The sequence below is a fragment of the Bacillus sp. JH7 genome, assembly GCF_001563515.1.
Classification (GTDB): Bacteria; Bacillota; Bacilli; order Bacillales; family Bacillaceae_G; genus Bacillus_A; species Bacillus_A cereus.
On record NZ_LPUS01000001.1, the window covers coordinates 2,388,465 to 2,409,335 of the forward strand.

The following is a 20,871-nucleotide window of genomic DNA, read 5'->3' on the forward strand; positions in this document are numbered from 1 at the left end:
CTAACTAATTAATTCATTTACAGTTTTTAATAAAGTCGGGCCTCCAAGTGGCGTGTATGCTTGCGGTGGAATGATGCCACACGGAATAGATTCCTCCTCTGCAAATTTTTTTACAGAGTCAAATCGGTGTCTTATTTGAGGTGCCACCATTACGACATCCCAGCCATTCTTTACTTCTTCCTCTACCTCATTCGTTCCAATTGCATGCACTTCCATGTTCACACCATTTTTCTCCGCTTCTTTTTTTAAAGCGTTTACAACAATTGCACTGGACATTCCTCCAGAACAGACGAACAAAACTTTCATTTATTAATCCTCCTATACTTATAATTTATTACCCTTCAAATGAAAGGAAGTTTCACTTTACTAACAAGCATATGAAGTAGTAAATGAATTTAGTTATAATGAAAGTAAATTTCATTAAAAATATTTTTCCTATTAAATTAATGTTTCAATATGCAATTTTCTCTATTGCAAAGTCAACCTCGCCTCCTATATTATTTTAAATAATCATATGATAGGGAGGCGTATAAATGATCGTTAAACGTTTATTAATGATATGTTGTATCGTCATCTTGTTCATCCCTTTCTCTTTCATTCCCCCTCACTCTACTTATGCTGAAGTAAATACTGCATACAAAAAACATGAATTACGTGCTGTATGGATTGCATCTGTTCTGAATATTGATTGGCCCTCAAAAACTGGCTTACCCATTGAAAAACAGAAACAAGAATTTATAAGATTATTAGACGATGTAAAAAGCACTGGTATGAATGCAGTTGTTGTACAAATTAAACCAACCGCTGATGCTTTCTATCCTTCAAATTACGGTCCTTGGTCTGAATACATTACAGGAACACAAGGAAAAGATCCTGGTTATGACCCGCTTGCATTTATGATTGAAGAAACTCATAAAAGAAATATAGAATTCCACGCTTGGATTAACCCATACCGAATAACGATGAATCACACCGATATAAATCGATTATCAAATAATCACCCTGCAAGGCAACATCCCAATTGGGTTGTCCCTTATGGCGGAAAGTTATATTACAATCCCGGTATTCCAGAAGTGAAAAAATTTATAACAGAAGGTGCTTTAGAAATCGTGCAAAATTACGATATTGATGCGCTGCATATGGATGATTATTTTTATCCATATAAAGTAGCCGGTGAAGAATTTTCAGATCAGAAAACGTACAAAACATATAATAACGGTAGATTTACAAATATAGAAGATTGGCGACGTAACAATGTAAATGAACTTGTAAAAGATTTAAATACTGCTATAAAACAAGAAAAATCATATGTAAAGTTTGGCATTAGTCCGTTCGGCGTATGGAGAAATATAGCTGACGATCCGACTGGCTCTAACACAACCGCAGGCCAAAGAAACTATGATGACCTTTATGCTGACACACGTGAGTGGATACAAAAAGGATATATTGACTACATTACACCGCAAATATATTGGAATATAGGTTTCACCCCAGCTGCATATGACATATTAGTAGATTGGTGGGTTAAAGAAACAAATAACAAACCGATTCACCTATACATCGGTCAAGCGGCCTATAAAATTAATAATAACTCCGTCCCTGCTTGGTCTGATCCAGAAGAATATCCAAGACAAATTGCATTAAACCGGCTATATCCTGAAATAAAAGGTAGTATGCATTTTAGCTTAAAAGATATTAATAACAATCCACTTGGAGTTAAAGATAGACTCTCAAAAGACATATATAAACATCCTGCATTAATCCCGCCTATGCCTTGGATTGATCATGATCCACCAAAACAACCGACTTTAAAAGGTGCCATTCCAAGAAATGAAGGTATTGCAATTGGCATCATTGACAATAGAGATAATGATTCTGCTTATTACGCTATTTACCGCGCGAATGGGAAAAATGAAGTGGATATACAAAATCCGAAAAATTTACTTACTACTGTAAGAAAAACAAAACTTGGAGAAATTTATGTAGATAAAACCGTTATTTCTGGAGAAACGTATACGTATGTCGTAACTGCAGTTGATCGATTGCATAATGAAAGTGTGGCTTCTAGTCATACTACCGTTAGTGCAAAATAAAATCTCATAACAAAAAGCGCCCTAAAGCTGTGATACTTAGCTTTTAAGGCGCTTTTTGTTATTTATTCTTAAACTTCTCAGTCGCTGCTCTCATCTTCACATTTAAATCGTGATCAATTGAGTCGCGAATATCTCGCTCTACTACTTCCATTTCTTTTTGGAAATTTTCCAAGTAGATTTTCAGTTCTTCTTCCTTCTCTGGTCTTTGTGAAGGTGGTAATTGTACTACCAACGATAACATGGCCGTTAAATCTTTCATTAAGAACGTTTCAAGTTTATGTTGTTGTTCAAACATGCGTTGCTCTTGATAGTACGGAAGTGCATTCAATACTGAAATTGTAATATCATCAACCGTTCTTTGTAATGAAGGATTTATTGAGCGTTTATACGCTTGAATTGTATTTAATGCGTCTGGATAACGGTCATAAAAATACAATTTGTAAAATGATAAGTCTGTCGGTTTTACAGTTTGCTGTGTTTCTTGTCTTAAGAAATCTTTCACTTTCATCGCAGCTACATCAATATCTTCATTCGTAAGCTTTTTCGTAGTTTTTGCCATTACATGCACTTTTTTCTGCTTTTCTTTCGGTAACATCGAGAAGACTTGTTCTCTCGTACGTTGACCTGATGCACAAAATAGAGTATTTAATGTATTTTGTTCTTTCTTTCCTTCAGTGCGAATCCAGCGATAAAACAGTGGATGTTGTGTAAATTCTTGTAGAAACGGTATGGATTTGTTTGATAACTTATCTAAAGAATCTTGCGCTCTTTTATATGGCTTCGTCCATGAAAAATACAGCTTCCGTCCGAAATATACGACTAAAACAACGACAGTAAATGCTATTAAAAGCAATGTACCGAGTAGTAATAGTACTGTTTGAATGAAACTCATTTGTTCACCTCCTCTAATAATCCGTTATTTCCTTGGACGCTGAATGAGTTTCTGCTTCATCTCATCATTAAATGTGTCTAGTTCAATAACGAACTTCTTACTTGACTCGATAATACGTTCTGACGATTTTTCAGATGCTTCAATTGCAGCGAACACATTTTGAAATGATTCACGTAATTTATCCATGCTAATAGCAGGGTTTTCAAGCAATTTCGTCGTTTCTTCTGTATTTTGTTTTAACGCTTGAGAATTACTTAATACCATCGATTCAATTGCTTCATTCGTCGCATTTACAGCATCAATTGTTTTCCGTTGATTCGTTAATGCTAGCTGAATAGCAGCTGAAACTGTTACAACGTTTTGCGTCATCGTAATTGCATTACGTATTGCTTCTGTTAACTTTTCGTTATTTTTCTTAATGATGTCTACAGAAGCTATAGATTGTAATAATACACTTTTCGCTTGCTGCATATTACGTGTACGTACAAGTATCTTTTCTAACGCATCGTTAATTAATGGAATATCTCTTTGACGCTCTGGGTTTTGTTTCTCAGCTTCAAGCATGCCAGCAAGCTTTTTCCCTAAGTATACTTGTTTATCAAGCGCATGAATTTTATCGTGCGATTGTTCTTTTAACATTTCAAGACCCACTGTATCCTCTTGTAAGTTATCACGGCCAATTAGAAGGGATCTAATGATTTCCTCGATTTGTTTATCTATAGATTGGTATTTATGCACGTATGTTTCAAGTGGATTTTTCTTGAATACTTTAAACATTATTTTCTTCATACCACTTGCTTTAAGTGAATTGGGATCAAGCTCTGATACCACTTTTCGTAATTCTAACAATGTATTTGGAATTTCTTCATTTTTCCCATTCATCATCGCTGTTACAGGGCGTTTTAAAGCTGATAACGTTTGTCCTGCTGCCTGTTGCTCTTTATCCCCTAAATCTCCTAGCTGAGACAATACTTTTGATAAATCTGTATTTTGCTCGCTATTTAACTTTTGTACATAAAGATCAGCTTCTTTATTTAGTTCCTCTAATTCTTCATCTTTTATAACTGTATCAACTACTACTTCTACATTATTATCTTTCACAATGGATACAGGTTCTTTTTTCTCGAGTTCAGTCAACAAAATCGCTCCTTTATTTATATGTGCGAATTTATATGCACTATATTTCATCAATTATATCGTATTTCATATACATTCTGACTGCTTGAAATCGATTTTTTTTAGAAATGCCTGTTTATGCAGTCATTCCCTGTTTCTTACTATAAGTATACCTGTAATCAACATAATTTTCCTCAGACTTAAGACCTAGAGAACGACATGCTGAAGGCGGATTCTTCGTATGTTACGTATATAAATTATGTTCTTCTATCCTTCTGTACTCAATCTTTTGACATACACCCTTTTTCAATGTGATAATTATATTGCGCTCACTCCTATTTCTTCTTGCGCGCTACGAATGCTCCATTTTGAAATGCCAATAACACCGTTTCAAACATTTCATCTTCTTCTATCATTTTTTTAAACTCGGCTAATTCATTTGCATGAGAGGTTGCGTTATCAACAACAAGAAAACCCTTTGGTTGTAAAATGCGTTTTATATGCTCAAGCCACCACATGTATTGCGTACGCTCTGAATCTAGGAAAATAAAATCAAATGAATGATCTAATTGCGCATCTAAAAATGCCCCTGCTTCTTGATTATGAACATCAATCCTTTGTAAAAGGTTTGCCTTTTCAAAATTGACAAGTGCCTCTCCAACTCGTTCTGAAGAAAGCTCTACAGTTGTTACATTTCCATTTGTTTCTTCTACCGCATTAGCTAACCACAATGTAGAATAACCATTAGAAGTTCCCATTTCTAAAATGTTTTTTGCGCTACACCCTTTTACTAAAATTGATAAAAATTGCCCCATCTCACGAGTAATATTCCGTAATTTTTCTTCCCTTGTTTTTTTATTTCGATCATGCTCTTCTCCATATTGTTCAAGTTGAAATAATAATGAATCTAACGTATCCATTTTTTTCATCGCCTTTCCAAAGCAATATGATGAAAAAGCTCTTGCTGCCCGTCTACTTTCATTATATGCGAAACAAAAACCTTTTTCCTGTTATATGACAAAGATTTGAATTTTTTTATAGCATATTGTTTCGTTTTTTGGTAAAGTTAATTTCTACGTGCAATTATTCCATTTATATTATTTCATATTAAAATTGCAGTTATTAAATTATATAAACCCCATTTAAATGAATCGGTATTTCAAATTCAATTAAGCGCCCTTTTCGGACGCATTTTCTTTGTCTATATATTTCCAGAAGAAAGGATGCTTACAAATGAACGTGATTAGCTTAGATGCTGCTAGAAAACGAAAGCAGCATAAAAAATTAATGATTACTATACCGATTATTACACGTATTTATGAAGAAGACGGGGAAATTAAATTTGAGGTAGCTGGCGAAAAAGATGTACCTCTTGAAATGTTAGAAAAATAATAAAAAACGCATTTCTGAAGAAATGCGCTTTTTTATATTTTTACATTTAAATGCATAAGTTTTTCAGGGTTAACCATCATATAAATATTTGAAATTTTCTCATCCTCAAATACAAACGAAAGAACATAAGTTACTTTATTATTTATTGTAACTATAACTCCTGGTATACCATTGACCATTTTGAAATCAACAGTGTACGCTTCTGTCAATCGTTGTGCAATCCCAAAGAACAAACGTATAATTCGATCCGCAGAATAAATCGGGTTAATCGCAGTCGTAACTTTACCACCACCATCAGCTTTGAGTATAGCATCTGTTTTTAATACTTCTAACATACCTTCCGCATCCCCACACTGTAATGATGATACAAACTTTTCAACATAAGAAGCCATTTTCTCCGTGCTTAATTTTGATTGCTTCGGTTTCTCCAACATGCTTTTTCGAGCACGTTGAAAGATCTTCCTGCAGTTTACACTACTCTTATCAACAATTGAAGCTATTTCTTCGTATTCATAACTGAAAACTTCTCTTAATATGAAAACAATCCTTTCTACCTCAGATAATTGTTGTAAAAGTAATAAATATGCGGTGGAAAGGGATTCTTTCATTATAAATGACTTTGATGGCTCATCACTCTCTTCTACAATTGGATCTGGCAACCACATCCCTACATACACGTTACGTTTATGCGCTGCCGATCGTAATTTATCAATTGAACGATTTGTCGCCATCTTACATAAATATGCTTTCATATTTTCTATAGATTGAGGATTTTCTATATTATTTAGCGAGATAAATACATCCTGAACGATATCCTCAGCATCCATAACACTCCCAAGGATTCTGTATGCTAACGAAAATAATAATGGTTGATACGCTTCATATAACTGCTCCGTTTCCATGATGAACTGCCTCACTTTCATATTGCTTTAAAATGTGTAACGCTGCACGTTTCCCGCTTGCTACCGCAGCATCAGCTAATATTTCATCATGCCCTGCCCAATCTCCTGCAACATAAACACCTGGCATTTCAGGTATATTAGGGCCCGGTTTTTCAACACGGTCAATATGAGGAAAATCATGTACTACTATTATTTTCGGTAAATATTGCTGTGCAACAACTTCTCTTTTCCAATTTGGATGTAACAACTCCATCGTACTTTCCAACTGTTCTTTATCATCACGAATATGATTCATCTCAAGTACAGGATTATAGTACTTAATTAGACTCACTACAATTGATCCATCTTCACTTAATTTAGCTGCTCTCGATTGATTTGTGAAAAATATAGGTTGATCTAATCCTAATACAAATTGATGTGTAGGATTGGGTAATTGTCTCAAGCCAATATCTAATGCAGCAACAGTAACCGATACCGATTGTTCACTCCATCTATGCAAACTTGTTCCTTCTGCACCTTTTATTATTTTACAAGCTTCTTTCGGCGGAGTCGTCACGATGACTGCGCCTACTTCAAAAACCTCATCATCAACACAATGTATTCTTTGTTTACCTTCGGAATGCTCAATTTCCACAACATGCTTTTTAGCCAAAAACTGTACCCCGATATCATTCGCTATAGCTCTTAATTTTGTTATTATCGTCTCCCAACCACCATCTACATAAAGCACTCCCTCTTTTATAGAAAGCTGTATTTGTTTTAGTACAGATGATGCTAATTGTATTGTAGGAGCAAACGTATATGTTGTTGTCCGGCATAGCGCATAAAATATATTGCGAACCATTGGATCTTTTATTTCATTTTCTACCCATGTAGTTAGACTCATTTTCGGAACTTCTCCTACATCTAAATTTCCTAAACGAATCATAAGACGTGAGAATTGTACTTTTGCAGACCAAGAAAGTAGTGGTGTTGATAAAATTGAGCGAAAATCTGTTGGGATGGTGAATATATCCCCTTTCCATATTCCATGTGCTTTTGTAGATGGTATTCCACCTGGAAGATTCATACCGAGCTCATTAAAAGTTATAAACGCTGCCCCACCTCTATATAAAGCATGTGCACCAAGATTCATGCAGATTCCATTTTTATTTATAGTCATCCCTCGGCCACCGAATTGACTGGACTTTTCTAATACAATCACTTTCCTTCCAGCTTTCGCTAAATATATAGATGCTGTTAATCCAGCAAGCCCACCGCCAACAATTGCTATATCAAATGTATTCATAATAAAATCCCTCCTTATCGTTCTACATACAAGACGAACGATAAGGAGGGATGTGACATAAAAATAAATTTTTATTATCCTACTTTATTTCATTACTTTTTAATTCGGTCATATTGCATACGAAATAACTCAATTGCAAATGGAATATCCTCTTCACTCTTTAAATAATAACTGATCCATCCTGATTCAGGTAATACGTGATGTGGTTTTACCAAGCCTTGCTTCACTAATTCATCTCGCTTTAACTTCGGAAATGGTAAATCAGCTAATTTATCACCATGAAGATGGCCAAGTTCTTTCTTGCCATAATTTATTTCAATACCACCAAATCGATGCGGTTTTTCAGAAACACCTGCCCAGCTGAGTACTTCATTTCTAATCATTTCACTAAATGACATGAACATTCACTCCTTATAAATAATTGATGTAATTTTAAATTAACATTTTCATTACTTTTTTCCATCAATCCAAAGTATGAATGGGAATACGAATATAGTTTGGTCTTAACACCTTATTCTTTATGGAATAAGTGAATTTATTAAGCTACCAACAACAGCACAAAACAAAGACTAGACACATATCCTAATTTTGTAACCTAACTTACCTATAGAAAGGCGGATAATACAATTGACTGCCAACATCGACTATACCTCCCCCACAACCAATTTTACTTATGATGTAAATAAAAGTAATTTTTTTCGGAAAGATGCCCAAAATTATATAAATGTACTTGGTATTAAACAATTAAATACTTTAGAAAATACTTCTTTATTAGATATTTATTTAAGTACAGGAAATGTTGTAGAACCACATATTCATCAAAATGCAGCTGAACTTGTTTATTGTATTTCAGGGTCTGCTGTTGTTTCTTTACTTAATCCATTTACGAATCAAATATTAAACTTACCGATAAAACCCGGGCAAGTTGCCAACATTCCACAAGCGTGGTGGCATTACGAAATTGCTACAGCAGATAATACTCATTTATTAGCTATTTTCAATGCTCCAACTCCAGAAGTTATTTTCGGTTCTGACATTTTAAGGTTAACTCCAGCTCATATGATGGCCCATACTTACTGCCTCAATGAACAACAATGGAAACAAGCGGTTTCCCCTATTCAATCAACTACTGTAATTGGTCCTCCGGCAAACTGCAATCAAAACCGTGAAATGAAAAATTATCCAACCCAGCCCCTCGCTCAACAACATAATCTGTATCACCAAGATTCTTATTACTTTCCTCTTTACTGGGGCTATTAATTTGTAAATTTTCAAAAGAATCATCATTTATCTCCTAGGAAAATACCGAGGAGATTTTTTTATTGTATCTTCTCTTCCTATTAAAAATAGTAACAATTGATAGTGTACATACATATAATATTTATATATTAAATTGGAGGTGATAGTACTATGAGTAATTATAACTATCGAAAAAACTACTCTTATAATAAAAATAGTAGCTCTTCAGCATCCTCTCAATCTTCCAATTCCCAATCTTCCAATTCCCAATCGCAAAGAGAATTAGCCGAGCAAGGCTATGTAAAGAAAAAAGGATGTAACTGTAATAAAAATAAATAGTTTATTTTATGGATGAATTCTTTTTTAAAAGAATTCATCTTTTTTTACTGACCGGAAATTTTTAAAGTTACATAACTTATTACTAAAATGAGAAAGGGTAAATTATACTTTTTTATACGAACTTAACAAAGAGTAATTGTTCAATTGATTTATTACTTATTTCCCCAAAAAATATAGTCCTTCCTAAATTTATTAGGAAGGACTATATACAAACCCCTGTTTAATTTCCTACTAAACATTGTAACAAATTAAACGATATTAATACCTGCACTTACAAATCCAGCAACTGCAGCTATTGGACTTGCTGCTGTTAATGAAACATACAGTAGTATTTTATCTCCAGCAGCTACTGGAATAGCTTCAGCTATGATACCTGATGCTGTAGAACCAATCGCTATTGCGGCAAATGCTGGTGTTAATAAAAGAGGTGCGCCTTGTACTGTAAACGTATTGCTTGCTGCAGGTGCAGTTAATATTTGTATTTGCACTTGAACAGGTGATATTGGAGCTAATGCAGCTGTTGCACTAAAGAAACCTGCTAATGACGTGATAGTTCCTGCACGTGGTGCTACAAATGCATAATCACCTACACCTAATGCTAATGTGATACTAGTTCCACCTGTTAATGCTACACCAGGCTGACTAAATCCAAATCCAAGAAGAGTTCCTGTATTAGCTACTAACGCGTTAACTAACGCAGATGGTGTTGTACCTGAAGCAAATGGAATAATAGCTCCGCCACCAGCTGCACCAGTTGCTCCTGTTAAGCCTGTTGCTCCTGTTAAACCTGTTGCTCCTGTTGGACCTGTTGCTCCTGTTGGACCTGTCGCTCCTGTTAAGCCTGTTGCTCCTGTTAAACCTGTTGCTCCTGTTAAACCTGTTGCTCCCGTTGGGCCTGTCGCTCCTGTTAAGCCTGTTGCTCCTGTTAAACCTGTTGCTCCTGTTAAACCTGTTGCTCCTGTTAAACCTGTTGCTCCACCAGTACCTGCTGGACCTGTCGCTCCTGTTGGGCCTGTTGGACCTGTCGCTCCGCCTCCTGGACCTGTTGGACCTGTTGGACCTGTTGCTCCGCCTCCTGGACCTGTTGGACCTGTTGGACCTGTTGCTCCGCCTCCTGGAGTAGCACCAATTAATTGAGTTAATAAGTTTAATAAAAGTTGTAAACTTGCAGGGTCAATAATTAAAGAGAAGAAGAATGGTGCAAGAGCACTGTAGAATTGTTGTAATAAAGAAAGTAATTGACTTAGATTTGGGTTAGGAGATTGTAGTAAATTAATAATACTTTGAATTAATTGTTTTAAGAAATTCCCTTCTGGGGAAGGTGCTAATTCATTTAGTAAGTTCAATAGTTGAGTAAACAAATTGAGTAAAGCTAATCTGTTTGCATCACTTGGATTTGCAAAAAACGCTGCAATAGCCGCTATTAAAGAGTTTAGTAAAGTAATTAATCTACCTAATTGCTCACTAGTAATCGGAACTGTTTGTGGATTGTTACAGCAATCTGGAGTGAAAACAATCGGATTATTGCAGTGGTTATGACCAAAACAATTATTGTTTGTCATTTATGTCCTCCTTACTTGTTTTATATTTGAGTTTTTCCTATTATAAGGATCATAAAGTTGTAAAAAAATATGTTATATATTGACTTAAAATAGGAAACATGAAATATAATTAAACTTACAAACGCTATTTAATTATGTTCATGACTCACATATTAATTATATGTTTTTAATAATTGACTGCTTAGATTAAATACCTAAACTTACGGGTTTATTTTATTTTTCCACGTTTATCTCTTAGGTTTAAATACACATATTAATTTGAATATACTCAACAATTAACAGTGCTATTTTTTTATATAAATATACATTATTTCTTTACTAAGATTGTGTTCTCTTTTTAAACATGAAGCCGTTTATATTATAGAGAACTCTCATATAATATATTGAAAAATTCATTTTATATTTTATTCCATTACACTGTGAAAAGGATTGAAGTTAAAATTCCTATCATTCAACCATTTATGACAGCTAGAAATTGAATGTACCTTCACTTAATTTTAACTATTTAAATATAAAACAAAAAAAGACAGATTCCTTTTCATTAAGGATCTGTCCTTTTAATTAATAATGATAAATTGTAATATAATTGAAGATCCTTGCGATGGAGGTTGAGTATCCAATAAAGTTAATTTACCAGTACTCACCTCATATAATGGCTGTGGTTGCATTATTCCATTAATAAATAAATTAATATATGAAACTTCACTAGGCGATAATATATTCGTTGTACCATATTGAGGTATCCCATCGGCATCTGTATATATAAGTTTCTCTCCATCTGCAAAAGTATAATATAACAAATTGGTTGTTGTGATAGGACCAATACCCCCAGTAGGGCCTGTTGCTCCGGTCGGGCCTGTTGCTCCGGTTGGGCCTGTTATTCCGGTCGGCCCCGTTTCTCCGGTCGGCCCCGTTATTCCAGTCGGGCCTGTTTCTCCGGTCGGCCCCGTTTCTCCGGTTGGGCCTGTTATTCCGGTTGGGCCTGTTGCTCCGGTCGGGCCTGTTTCTCCGGTTGGGCCTGTTATTCCGGTCGGCCCCGTTTCTCCGGTCGGCCCCGTTATTCCAGTCGGGCCTGTTGCTCCGGTCGGTCCCGTTTCTCCGGTTGGGCCTGTTATTCCGGTTGGGCCTGTTGCTCCGGTCGGGCCTGTTTCTCCGGTTGGGCCTGTTATTCCGGTCGGCCCCGTTATTCCAGTCGGGCCTGTTTCTCCGGTCGGGCCTGTTTCTCCGGTTGGGCCTGTTATTCCAGTCGGCCCCGTTATTCCAGTCGGGCCTGTTGCTCCGGTTGGGCCTGTTATTCCGGTCGGCCCCGTTATTCCAGTCGGGCCTGTTATTCCAGTCGGTCCTGTTTCTCCGGTTGCTCCCGTTATTCCGGTTAGCCCGGTTACTCCGGTTGCTCCCGTTATTCCGGGCGGTCCCGTTATTCCGGTTGCTCCTGTTATCCCTGTCGCTCCGGTCGGTCCCGTTATTCCAGTTGGTCCTGTTGCTCCGGTTGGAATATAAATTGGTGGAAGAATCGGAAATGTAGGTCCAATATTTTCTGGTCCTATCATCCCCTTATTCAATGATAATTTGTCATTGCGTTTCAAGTTAATACCTCATTCCACATGTTTTTTAACTCATACATATCATTTAGACCTTATCATTAAAGAATAACTTTATAACTATTCTCTTTTCTTCTCATAATAATTATTACATGTATTAAACATTTTACCGTTGCTATAGCCACTATTATTAATATAATAAATTGATCATTCTATTTAAAAAGTAGTAAATCTATAACATTCTTATTTAAAAAGATGAGGTGATTTATATTCAAGATAATAATGAAATTAGAAAAAAGGAACTAATGTCAATGGCTCTTGACATTATTTTCCCTTACAGGCTTACGGGGCCTACCGGAAGTACTGGATCTACCGGGAGTACTGGGCCTACCGGAAGTACTGGGCCTACCGGAAGTACTGGACCTACCGGGAGTACTGGGCCTACCGGAAGTACTGGGCCTACCGGAAGTACTGGACCTACCGGAAGTACTGGACCTACCGGGAGTACTGGTTCAATCGTTACAACAAACTCTATGTTCGCTAATAATACATCAGGTGGTTCTGTTTCAGTCGTATTAGGAGGAACAAACATTCCACTTGCAAATAACCAAAGTCTCGGTAATTTTACAGTTAACGCTTCAAATGACGTATTTACAATTCCTGTAACTGGAAGATATCATTTAACCTATCAAGTTAATACAACAACCGCTCTACTTGCTGGAACTAGACTACTATTAAACGCTTCTACGCCAATTCCTGGCTCTATTTTTTCTCCCACTTTATCTACTTCAAATTATAGTAATAACTTAATTACTGATTTAAATGCTGGTAATACAATCTCACTACAATTATTTGGTATATTATCCGTCGTGAATTTAGTTGGAGGCGGATCAACAGGTGCCTCTCTTACAATTATACGAATTGATTAAAAAATGATTCATTCTTTTTATAATAAACAATCTAAATACTCAATTGATAAATATTACGATAGTGATTAAGTAATAAAAATAAATTTTACTATATCCATAGTAGAAAACATCTATACTAAATTTTCCGTATATATATTATCAATTTACACTTCACCCATGTCGATGTTACATTAAAGATGAAGATTGTTTCTTCTTTACAGACCATCTCAATATGTATTTGAGGAACATCTCCAATCCTATACGCGAGAGCAATACTATATTGACACTCAATTGAGTGTCTTTTTTTTATATTCAAAAAATAAAAATCAGACTACTTTATATACTAATCCATCCACATACCCTATGTGGTTTAAAACTTTTAAGAGGAAACCTTCTAACAATAGGTTTCCTTCCATATCATATTAAATAAGAAGCAGGTTAAATACGGAGGTGATTTTGATTAAGACTACTTTAATTTCTCATTTTTACAATGAAGAATATTTACTTCCATGGTGGTTAATGCACCATACAAAGCTATTTGATCATGGCATTCTTATTAATCGTGGATCCACTGATCGTTCAGTTGAAATCTGTAAAACATTCGCTCCTAATTGGGAAATACGAAACTCAAAATCACTCGAATTTGATGCTTATTTAGTTGATCAAGAAGTTATGGAAATTGAAAGAGAAATTACAGGATGGAAAATGGTATTGAATACGACAGAATTCCTGTGCTGTTATAATAAAGAACAATTTTTTAAATCACTTAGCACTATGGGCGGCAATATGTTTTCAATAAGAATGATTATGATGATTGATGAACCGACTTATGGCTACACTAATCCAAGATATAGCTCTCCGCTTGTTAAACAACGTTATCACGGCATAATAATTCAACCTAATCCAAATCAACTATATCTTAACGGTAGATTAATTCACAATAATTCGCACGGCAACTATAGAGTCGGGAGACATGGCTCGCATTATCCTTATAGCATTTACATGGAACCTGCTTTTATTTTTAAATTTTTTTACAGTCCATGGAACGATCCAATGAAAAAACGAAAATTACAAATTGGGCCGACTCTTTCTCAACATAGTGTACGACGTGGATTAGGTTCTCATCACTTAACAACAATTGAAAAATTAGAAAAAAAATACAAATACTATGCAACCTTAACTACGGATCTCCGGTTATTCCCAGAATACCAAATTATATTTCCTGATCTTTGTCCTTAATGTCATGAATATTTAGTTTCGACATCTATCCGTTTTTTATTAACATACCAACTCCAACTAAATACTTTTCTCTAGTAGAAATCTGAGCTAGAACTCTTGCTGTACGCAAATTCCTCTTATTTAATCTCGTATCACTAGCCTATAATCTTTCATACCATTTCATTAAGCACTTGATGTTGGATCAGAAATAAAAAATGGTAATTCATTTGGAAAATTTTCAAATTCAGATTATATACCTTCTAAAACAAAGAATTCAAACAATAGAACCTAAACTAATGTTTTAAGTTATGGCTTTATTTTTTTTTATTATTCACTTTAAAATCTTTTTATAATAATATTGAAAAATACGGTATAATATAAATTACTGTTCTTTAGGAGGATTACAATGGCTGATAAGTATAAATTTTTCATTCTCATTGTTACCACATTTTTTTCATTCTTTTCTTTAATAAAAGATTTTCGCAACACTTCAAAAAGTTTCTTTTGGGGTAGTTTTATCATTCTTACAAGCTTCATGATACTATTAATACATGCTCTAGATTTAACTCAAATACTTTTTTATCCAAAGCAAATTGCGCTTGAATTTATTACAATACCACGGAAATTATTTTTACCATCTGTCACTGAGGCCGCCAGTCTCCCTCCAACACTAAGATAATAATTTGATTAAGAGCTCTTTCTAAAAGAGCTCTCTTTTTTTTACATAAACATACCATATACAAAATCCAACCTTAACCACTTAATTACTAATTACTTATAAGAACCTAACTTATAAAACGCATAATAATTATACTTATTTACTAGTATACAAGCCGTATCTCTTAGTAGAAGCACAGCATATTATACGATACAGGACAAAACTTTCAAAACACTTGTCCGAGTTAATTTTCAAAAAGGGGTGAACATAAATGCCTATCGTTAAACCTTTTATAGCTGGAAGACGATTTGTAAGTACAGCAGCAACAGGAACTGCTGCTGGAGCAGATTTAACTTTTGCTAACACAGACTTCACTGATGACACTGGTGCTGTAACAACATTCCCTGCTTCTTATGCCTTTTTAACACTTTATATTAATGGTGTTATTCAAACAGGTGATACTATTACTGGTGTGACTACTACAGCTGCTACTATTGTAGGAGGAGCAGTCCTAGATGGAGGCACTCCTATCGCAATTGAATTTACTATAACGTAACTTTAGTTGTCTTTTTAGAGGTTTCATTAAAAGAAACCTCTAATTTTAAAAATTCACATCAATTTTAGTAGCAACTACATAATACAGTGCAAATACTAGATAGAATGATAGAAATTTATACTCACTCTCAAAAAGAGCACTTATCTATAGTGATCTTTTATATAGCGCAATAATTTTTCGTCTATTTGCTCTTGGAGAATCGACTAAGCAGTTAGCTAAATTAGCTAACTGCTTTTTCCATATTGTATTTATTATTATTCATAGCTTTATCCGTAATAGTAACGCTTGTGCACTATCTACTATAAATTTTCATATATTGTATTATGCTTGTCCAAAATGTGAAGTTAATACTCACGAAATCTAAATACAAGAAAGGAGTGAAAATATGCGCTCATCCATTCGTAAATTCGCTAATTTTAATTGTGAAGCACAAGCACCTAGTACACTACCTGCCCTAGGTTTTGCCTTCAATGCTACTTCACCTCAATTTGCAACATTATTTACACCACTACTATTACCTAGTACAGGCCCAAATCCTAACATTACTGTCCCTGTAATCAATGATACAATTAGTACTGGAACTGGTATTAAAATTCAAGTAGCTGGTATTTATCAAATTAGCTATACATTAACGATTAGTCTTGATAACGTTCCAGTAGCCCCAGAAGCAGCACGCTTTTTCTTGACATTAAATTCATCGACTAATGTTATTGCAGGATCCGGAACCGCAGTCCGTTCTAATATTATTGGAACTGGTGAAGTCGATGTATCAAGTGGCGTCATTCTAATTAACTTAAACCCAGGTGATTTAATTCAAATTGTCCCCGTTGAAGTAATAGGTACAGTAGATATTCGTTCTGCAGCGTTAACAGTTGCACAAATTCGTTAATAAGGTGAAACTTTAATCATTGGGGTTTAGTTCATCCCCCCATGATTATTAGCCCTCACCAATTGGGTTGCCCGTTAATGCGGGATAAAAACAAAAGACTTGGCTAACTAACATTTAATGTTCCTTATACACACTAAAATATATTTTTATAGATTTGACACACATTTATATCAAACAAGCATATTTTATTGTATGTTGACTATATAGTCATACAAATCTAAAGCGTTCATAAAAGCACACTTATATGTGTGCTTTATTTTTAATTAAAACCTACAACATTCTCAAACAATATCCATATATTATCTTGATTCCTCTCTAAATATATAGTTTGTCTCAGAGCGCTTTTAACAGCGCTCTTTTTATTTAAATTCCGATTTTTAAGGTTCGATTTTATGATTTACGTTATACACATGCTACGCTACTTTTGAAACAAGGTACACATCTAAAGACTGTAAGTGAACAATTCAGTTATAAAGATATGTTCATAACATTAAATCGCTATTCACATGTTTTGCCTGGAATGCAGGAGGATGCTGTTAAAATATGTAGTGAAAAACCATTTGAATAGTAATATTTACAAATATAAAAAATGCGGTTTCTCCTCTCAAGAGAAACCGCAACATATCAATGTTTTTACTATATTTTAAACTGACTCGTATACAGATCAAAATAAAACCCTTTATCTTCCATGAGAGACTCATGATCCCCTCTTTCTAAAATTCTTCCATCCTTTATAACAAGGATTTGATCTGCTTTTTCAATTGTTTTAAGTCGGTGAGCGATCACAAAACTTGTGCGACCTCTCATTAAATTATTTAGCCCTGCTTGTATTTGTAATTCTGTTCTTGTGTCAATATTAGATGTCGCTTCATCGAGGATTAATATATCTGCATCTGCTAAAATTGCTCGTGCAATCGCAAGAAGTTGTTTTTGTCCTTGACTTAAATTCGATCCTTCTGAAGCAATTTCTGTTTCATATTGATTTGGCAAATGCTTAATAAAAGAATGTGCAGATGCTGCCTTGGCTGCAGTGATGACTTCTTCATCAGTAGCATCTAAGCGTCCATAACGGATATTATCCATAATCGAACCCGCAAATAAATACGTATCCTGTAAAACTACTCCTATTTTACTTCGTAAAGAATTAATATCATAATCTTTTATATCTTTTCCATCAATATGAATTTGTCCTTGCTGTATATCGTAAAAGCGAGTTAACAAATTAATGATTGTTGTTTTCCCTGATCCAGTCGGACCAACTAAAGCAATTGTCTCTCCTGGCTGCGCTTTAAGACTCACTTCTTTTAAAATCGTTTTATTCTCTGCATAGCCAAATGAAACATTCTCAAGTGCAACATGCCCTTGTAAATTTTGTACAACAAATGCGTCTTTTTTATTTTGAATTTCTGGTACCTCATCCATAATCTCAAAAACACGTTCTCCACCAGCAACTGCCGCTTGAATTGTATTCATTAAAGTCGCAAATTGACTTAACGGTCTTGAGAATTGACGAGAATAATTAATAAAAGCCGCAATAACACCTACTGTTGTCATTCCGTTTAAGACCATAACTGATCCAGTCCCAATGACAAGCCCCATACCTAAGTTATTAATAAAGTTCATACTTGGAAAAATAAAAGCTGAAAATGTATCAGCCTTCGTAGCTGAAACTCTTAGCTGTTCATTAATTTTATTGAAATTTTGTACAGTTTCTTTTTCTTTTCCATACAACGTCGTAACATCCGCACCTGTAATTGCTTCCTCAATAAATCCATTTAATTCACCTAAATCTTTTTGACGCTTCGCAAAGTTTTTACCACTATATGCAACTAGTTTTTTTGTAACGTAAAACATAATAGGTACTGTAATTAAAGTTACAATTGCTAAAATCCAATTTAAGGCGAACATCGCAATCGTTACACCTATAAAAGTTAGCGCTGATGAAATAATTTGTACAACACTTTGTGTCAAAGCTTGGTTCAAATTATCTATATCATTTGTCACACGGCTCATTAAATCACCTTGAGAACGCACATCAAAGAACCGTAAAGAAAGCGTTTGGATTTTCTCAAAAATATCTTGTCGTATTTTTTGAATTGTTTTTAATGCAACGTTAATCATGACAAATGTTTGTAACCATGTTAAAAGTACAGTTACACCGTAAATCGCGATAAGTAACATACACATTCTTGCTGTACCACTTAAATCTTTCGGTACAATATATTGATCTATAATGACTCCCATAAAATAGGGACCTAATAATCCAAGTAAAGTAGTAACAACGACTAGAAATATAACAAACATTAGAGCAGCTTTTTGATAGCCCATATAGTTCCATATCCGCATTACAGTTCCTTGGGCATTTTTAGCTTTTCCCATCTTCGGTGTGTTTCGTCCACCTTTATTAGCAAATTGCCCTTGAAAATTACGCATGTTCTTCCCCACCTTCTTTATGCAAATTACCACCTTGGGAAAGATAAATTTCCTGATAAACCTCACTTCGTTCTAACAATTGTTCATGTGTACCATTGCCAACTAATTCACCATTATCTAATACAAGTATTTTATCCGCATCCATTATGGAAGAAATTTTGGACGCGATTAATAATGTCGTTGTGCCTTTATATTTTGTTTTTAAAGCTGTTTGAATAGTAGCCTCTGATTTTGCATCAACTGCTGATGTAGAATCATCTAATATGAGAATCGGTGGTTTTCTCACAAGTGCCCTTGCAATTGATACACGTTGTTTTTGTCCACCTGATAGATTTGTCGCACCTTGTGTTAAATTATATCGATAAGATTCTTCCAGCTTATTGATAAACTCAGTCGCACAAGCTGATGCAGCTGCTACTTCCAGCTCATCATGTGTTGCATTTTCTTTACCATAACGTAAATTCTCTTCTATACTACCTGAGAACAACAAAGCCTTCTGAGGTACAAACCCTATTGAAGCACGGAGTTTTTGCAAATCATATGTTTTAACATCTATTCCATCTATACATATTTCACCTTGATCCACATCATATAGACGTGGTAACAGTTTCGCTAAGGTAGATTTACCACTTCCAGTTGATCCAATAATCCCTACTTTTTCACCTTTTTGTATGCTAAACGAAATATCCTTTAAAACGTATTCATTATTTTTCGTATAGCTATAACTAACATTTTTAAATTCGATATTCCCCTCGATTTTCTCAGGTTCGATTGCATTAGCTGCGCTTATAATATCAACCTCGGTATTTAACACTTGCTGTACACGATCCGCAGATGGAAAAGCTCGCGCAATTTGAATAAATACCATGCTAATCGACATAAGTGACATTAAAATGATATTCAAGTAATTAATAAATGCCAAAATCGCTCCTACTTGAAGCGTTCCATTGAATACTTTTTCTCCACCAATCCATAATGTTGCGACAATCCCGCCACTTACAACTAGCATAATGATTGGCATCATTAAAGAAATAAGTTGCACAGCTCGAATATTTATCTTCGTTAAATTTGTATTTACATTTCCAAATTGGGCGATTTCGTATTTTTGTCTTACATACGCTTTTATAACACGTACACCAGATAAATTTTCTTGTAACTTTGTATTCACTTTGTCCAATGCCTCTTGCACCTTTTTAAATGTACCACTTGCTTTACTTGCAATTAAAATAATCGCAAGTAATAAAATCGGAACAACTACAAGTAATATTGGAAATAACTCTCTTGCTGTTACAAAAACAATAATTATACTTCCCATAAATAACAGTGGACCACGAACGAGAACACGTAATGTCATTGTCATTGCTGATTGAATGGAAGTGATATCATTCGTCACGATCGTTAATAATTTACCTGTTCCAAATGAATCACGATTATTACTAGAAAATGTTTCTATTTTCGCAAACACATCTTTTCGTATGTCAGTAGCGAAATTAACAGCTGCTTTTGTAGAATACATCATACACCCAAGCCCTCCAACTAAACCGAGTGCTGCTGCTCCTATCATAAGAAGCCCCATTTTTATTACATAATTTAAATCCCGATTTGCAATCCCAACATCAATGATATGTTGCATAATAGTCGGTTGAATTAAGTCCATCGCAACCTCAAGTACCATAAATAGCGGTCCAATAATAGCGAAGAACATGTATGGTTTTAAATACTGTAATAACTTACGAAATGATTTCATACATAATCTCCTTTTCCCATGAAATTACCACTGAATAATTCATATCCCTCCTTATTTAAGCGATATTTTTTGTAATTTCTTCATTACTTTTATTATAT

General features: G+C 34.8%; 19 protein-coding genes. 8 read left to right on the plus strand and 11 right to left on the minus strand.

From position 1 onward, the window contains the following. A complete protein-coding gene (locus tag AU379_RS11930; protein WP_000865907.1) occupies positions 1–306 on the minus strand; it encodes a PTS sugar transporter subunit IIB in 306 nt (101 codons plus the stop codon). 227 nt (positions 307–533) lie between these two features. Between AU379_RS11930 and AU379_RS11935 the strand changes: the two genes are divergently transcribed. Further along, positions 534–2,093 (plus strand): family 10 glycosylhydrolase, encoded by a 1,560-nt coding sequence (locus AU379_RS11935; RefSeq protein WP_061139297.1) that lies wholly within the window; start codon positions 534–536, stop codon positions 2,091–2,093. Positions 2,094–2,151: 58 nt separating this feature from the next. On the opposite strand, the gene AU379_RS11940 is transcribed toward AU379_RS11935, so the two are convergent. The 3 genes from AU379_RS11940 to AU379_RS11950 form a co-directional block, all read right to left on the minus strand. Further along, on the minus strand, positions 2,152–2,985 hold the full coding sequence (locus tag AU379_RS11940) for a DUF3974 domain-containing protein (RefSeq protein WP_000008378.1): 834 nt from the start codon (positions 2,983–2,985) through the stop codon (positions 2,152–2,154). A gap of 24 nt (positions 2,986–3,009) precedes the next feature. Then, positions 3,010–4,122, minus strand: coding sequence for a toxic anion resistance protein (locus AU379_RS11945; protein WP_000137407.1), 1,113 nt, complete (start codon positions 4,120–4,122; stop codon positions 3,010–3,012). Between the two features lie 314 nt (positions 4,123–4,436). Then, entirely contained in the window at positions 4,437–5,030 is a 594-nt protein-coding gene (locus AU379_RS11950) for a class I SAM-dependent methyltransferase (protein WP_061139298.1), read from the minus strand. 304 nt (positions 5,031–5,334) lie between these two features. Between AU379_RS11950 and AU379_RS30575 the strand changes: the two genes are divergently transcribed. Further along, complete coding sequence (locus tag AU379_RS30575; protein ID WP_001100984.1) at positions 5,335–5,493, plus strand: hypothetical protein; 159 nt, start codon at positions 5,335–5,337, stop codon at positions 5,491–5,493. A 32-nt stretch (positions 5,494–5,525) separates the two neighbouring features. Here AU379_RS30575 and AU379_RS11960 read toward each other — a convergent pair whose 3' ends face one another. The 3 genes from AU379_RS11960 to AU379_RS11970 form a co-directional block, all read right to left on the minus strand. Beyond that, entirely contained in the window at positions 5,526–6,395 is an 870-nt protein-coding gene (locus AU379_RS11960) for a sigma-70 family RNA polymerase sigma factor (protein WP_061139299.1), read from the minus strand. Further along, positions 6,373–7,683: an FAD-dependent oxidoreductase gene (locus AU379_RS11965; RefSeq protein WP_061139300.1), complete on the minus strand. Its 1,311-nt coding sequence runs from the start codon at positions 7,681–7,683 to the stop codon at positions 6,373–6,375. Before AU379_RS11965 ends, AU379_RS11960 begins: the two co-directional genes overlap by 23 nt. 92 nt (positions 7,684–7,775) lie before the next feature. Beyond that, positions 7,776–8,081, minus strand: coding sequence for a luciferase family protein (locus AU379_RS11970; RefSeq protein ID WP_000010319.1), 306 nt, complete (start codon positions 8,079–8,081; stop codon positions 7,776–7,778). A 229-nt stretch (positions 8,082–8,310) separates the two neighbouring features. On the opposite strand from AU379_RS11970, the gene AU379_RS11975 reads away from it, so the two are divergent. After that, positions 8,311–8,943, plus strand: a complete 633-nt coding sequence (locus AU379_RS11975; RefSeq protein WP_000126333.1) for a cupin domain-containing protein — start codon at positions 8,311–8,313, stop codon at positions 8,941–8,943. Positions 8,944–9,509: 566 nt separating this feature from the next. On the opposite strand, the gene AU379_RS11980 is transcribed toward AU379_RS11975, so the two are convergent. Then, positions 9,510–10,823 (minus strand): exosporium glycoprotein BclB-related protein, encoded by a 1,314-nt coding sequence (locus AU379_RS11980; RefSeq protein ID WP_061139301.1) that lies wholly within the window; start codon positions 10,821–10,823, stop codon positions 9,510–9,512. Positions 10,824–11,380: 557 nt separating this feature from the next. After that, positions 11,381–12,409: a DUF4183 domain-containing protein gene (locus AU379_RS11985; protein WP_061139302.1), complete on the minus strand. Its 1,029-nt coding sequence runs from the start codon at positions 12,407–12,409 to the stop codon at positions 11,381–11,383. Between the two features lie 215 nt (positions 12,410–12,624). Here AU379_RS11985 and AU379_RS11990 point away from each other — a divergent pair, with 215 nt between their 5' ends. The 5 genes from AU379_RS11990 to exsF all read left to right on the plus strand — a co-directional run bounded on the left by AU379_RS11990 (position 12,625) and on the right by exsF (position 16,593). Continuing rightward, entirely contained in the window at positions 12,625–13,293 is a 669-nt protein-coding gene (locus AU379_RS11990; protein WP_061139303.1) for a BclA protein, read from the plus strand. Positions 13,294–13,728: 435 nt separating this feature from the next. Beyond that, entirely contained in the window at positions 13,729–14,511 is a 783-nt protein-coding gene (locus AU379_RS11995; RefSeq protein ID WP_000598287.1) for a glycosyltransferase family 2 protein, read from the plus strand. Positions 14,512–14,896: 385 nt separating this feature from the next. Continuing rightward, the gene (locus AU379_RS12000; protein ID WP_000774119.1) at positions 14,897–15,169 is read left to right on the plus strand and encodes a hypothetical protein; all 273 of its coding nucleotides are present in this window, start codon (positions 14,897–14,899) and stop codon (positions 15,167–15,169) included. A gap of 250 nt (positions 15,170–15,419) precedes the next feature. Further along, the gene (locus AU379_RS12005; protein ID WP_001123247.1) at positions 15,420–15,704 is read left to right on the plus strand and encodes a DUF4183 domain-containing protein; all 285 of its coding nucleotides are present in this window, start codon (positions 15,420–15,422) and stop codon (positions 15,702–15,704) included. Positions 15,705–16,089: 385 nt separating this feature from the next. Then, a complete protein-coding gene (exsF, locus tag AU379_RS12010) occupies positions 16,090–16,593 on the plus strand; it encodes an exosporium protein ExsF (protein ID WP_001257877.1) in 504 nt (167 codons plus the stop codon). Between the two features lie 636 nt (positions 16,594–17,229). Here exsF and AU379_RS12015 read toward each other — a convergent pair. Together AU379_RS12015 and AU379_RS12020 are read right to left on the minus strand one after the other, a co-directional pair. Continuing rightward, on the minus strand, positions 17,230–19,026 hold the full coding sequence (locus AU379_RS12015) for an ABC transporter ATP-binding protein (RefSeq protein ID WP_001243555.1): 1,797 nt from the start codon (positions 19,024–19,026) through the stop codon (positions 17,230–17,232). After that, positions 19,019–20,773 carry an ABC transporter ATP-binding protein gene (locus AU379_RS12020; protein WP_000834788.1) on the minus strand — a complete coding sequence of 585 codons (1,755 nt, stop codon included), beginning with the start codon at positions 20,771–20,773 and terminating at the stop codon, positions 19,019–19,021. The genes AU379_RS12015 and AU379_RS12020 overlap by 8 nt, the downstream gene beginning before the upstream one ends. Positions 20,774–20,871 lie beyond the last annotated feature (98 nt).

Excerpts from the sequence above, each read along its gene's own strand:
- AU379_RS11930 (WP_000865907.1), bottom strand. The coding sequence starts at position 306 with ATGAAAGTTTTGTTCGTCTGTTCTGGAGGAATGTCCAGTGCAATTGTT.
- AU379_RS11935 (WP_061139297.1), top strand. The coding sequence starts at position 534 with ATGATCGTTAAACGTTTATTAATGATATGTTGTATCGTCATCTTGTTC.
- AU379_RS11940 (WP_000008378.1), bottom strand. The coding sequence starts at position 2,985 with ATGAGTTTCATTCAAACAGTACTATTACTACTCGGTACATTGCTTTTA.
- AU379_RS11950 (WP_061139298.1), bottom strand. The coding sequence starts at position 5,030 with ATGAAAAAAATGGATACGTTAGATTCATTATTATTTCAACTTGAACAA.
- AU379_RS30575 (WP_001100984.1), top strand. The coding sequence starts at position 5,335 with ATGAACGTGATTAGCTTAGATGCTGCTAGAAAACGAAAGCAGCATAAA.
- AU379_RS11960 (WP_061139299.1), bottom strand. The coding sequence starts at position 6,395 with ATGGAAACGGAGCAGTTATATGAAGCGTATCAACCATTATTATTTTCG.
- AU379_RS11965 (WP_061139300.1), bottom strand. The coding sequence starts at position 7,683 with ATGAATACATTTGATATAGCAATTGTTGGCGGTGGGCTTGCTGGATTA.
- AU379_RS11970 (WP_000010319.1), bottom strand. The coding sequence starts at position 8,081 with ATGTCATTTAGTGAAATGATTAGAAATGAAGTACTCAGCTGGGCAGGT.
- AU379_RS11980 (WP_061139301.1), bottom strand. The coding sequence starts at position 10,823 with ATGACAAACAATAATTGTTTTGGTCATAACCACTGCAATAATCCGATT.
- AU379_RS12000 (WP_000774119.1), top strand. The coding sequence starts at position 14,897 with ATGGCTGATAAGTATAAATTTTTCATTCTCATTGTTACCACATTTTTT.
- AU379_RS12005 (WP_001123247.1), top strand. The coding sequence starts at position 15,420 with ATGCCTATCGTTAAACCTTTTATAGCTGGAAGACGATTTGTAAGTACA.
- exsF (WP_001257877.1), top strand. The coding sequence starts at position 16,090 with ATGCGCTCATCCATTCGTAAATTCGCTAATTTTAATTGTGAAGCACAA.
- AU379_RS12015 (WP_001243555.1), bottom strand. The coding sequence starts at position 19,026 with ATGCGTAATTTTCAAGGGCAATTTGCTAATAAAGGTGGACGAAACACA.
- AU379_RS12020 (WP_000834788.1), bottom strand. The coding sequence starts at position 20,773 with ATGAAATCATTTCGTAAGTTATTACAGTATTTAAAACCATACATGTTC.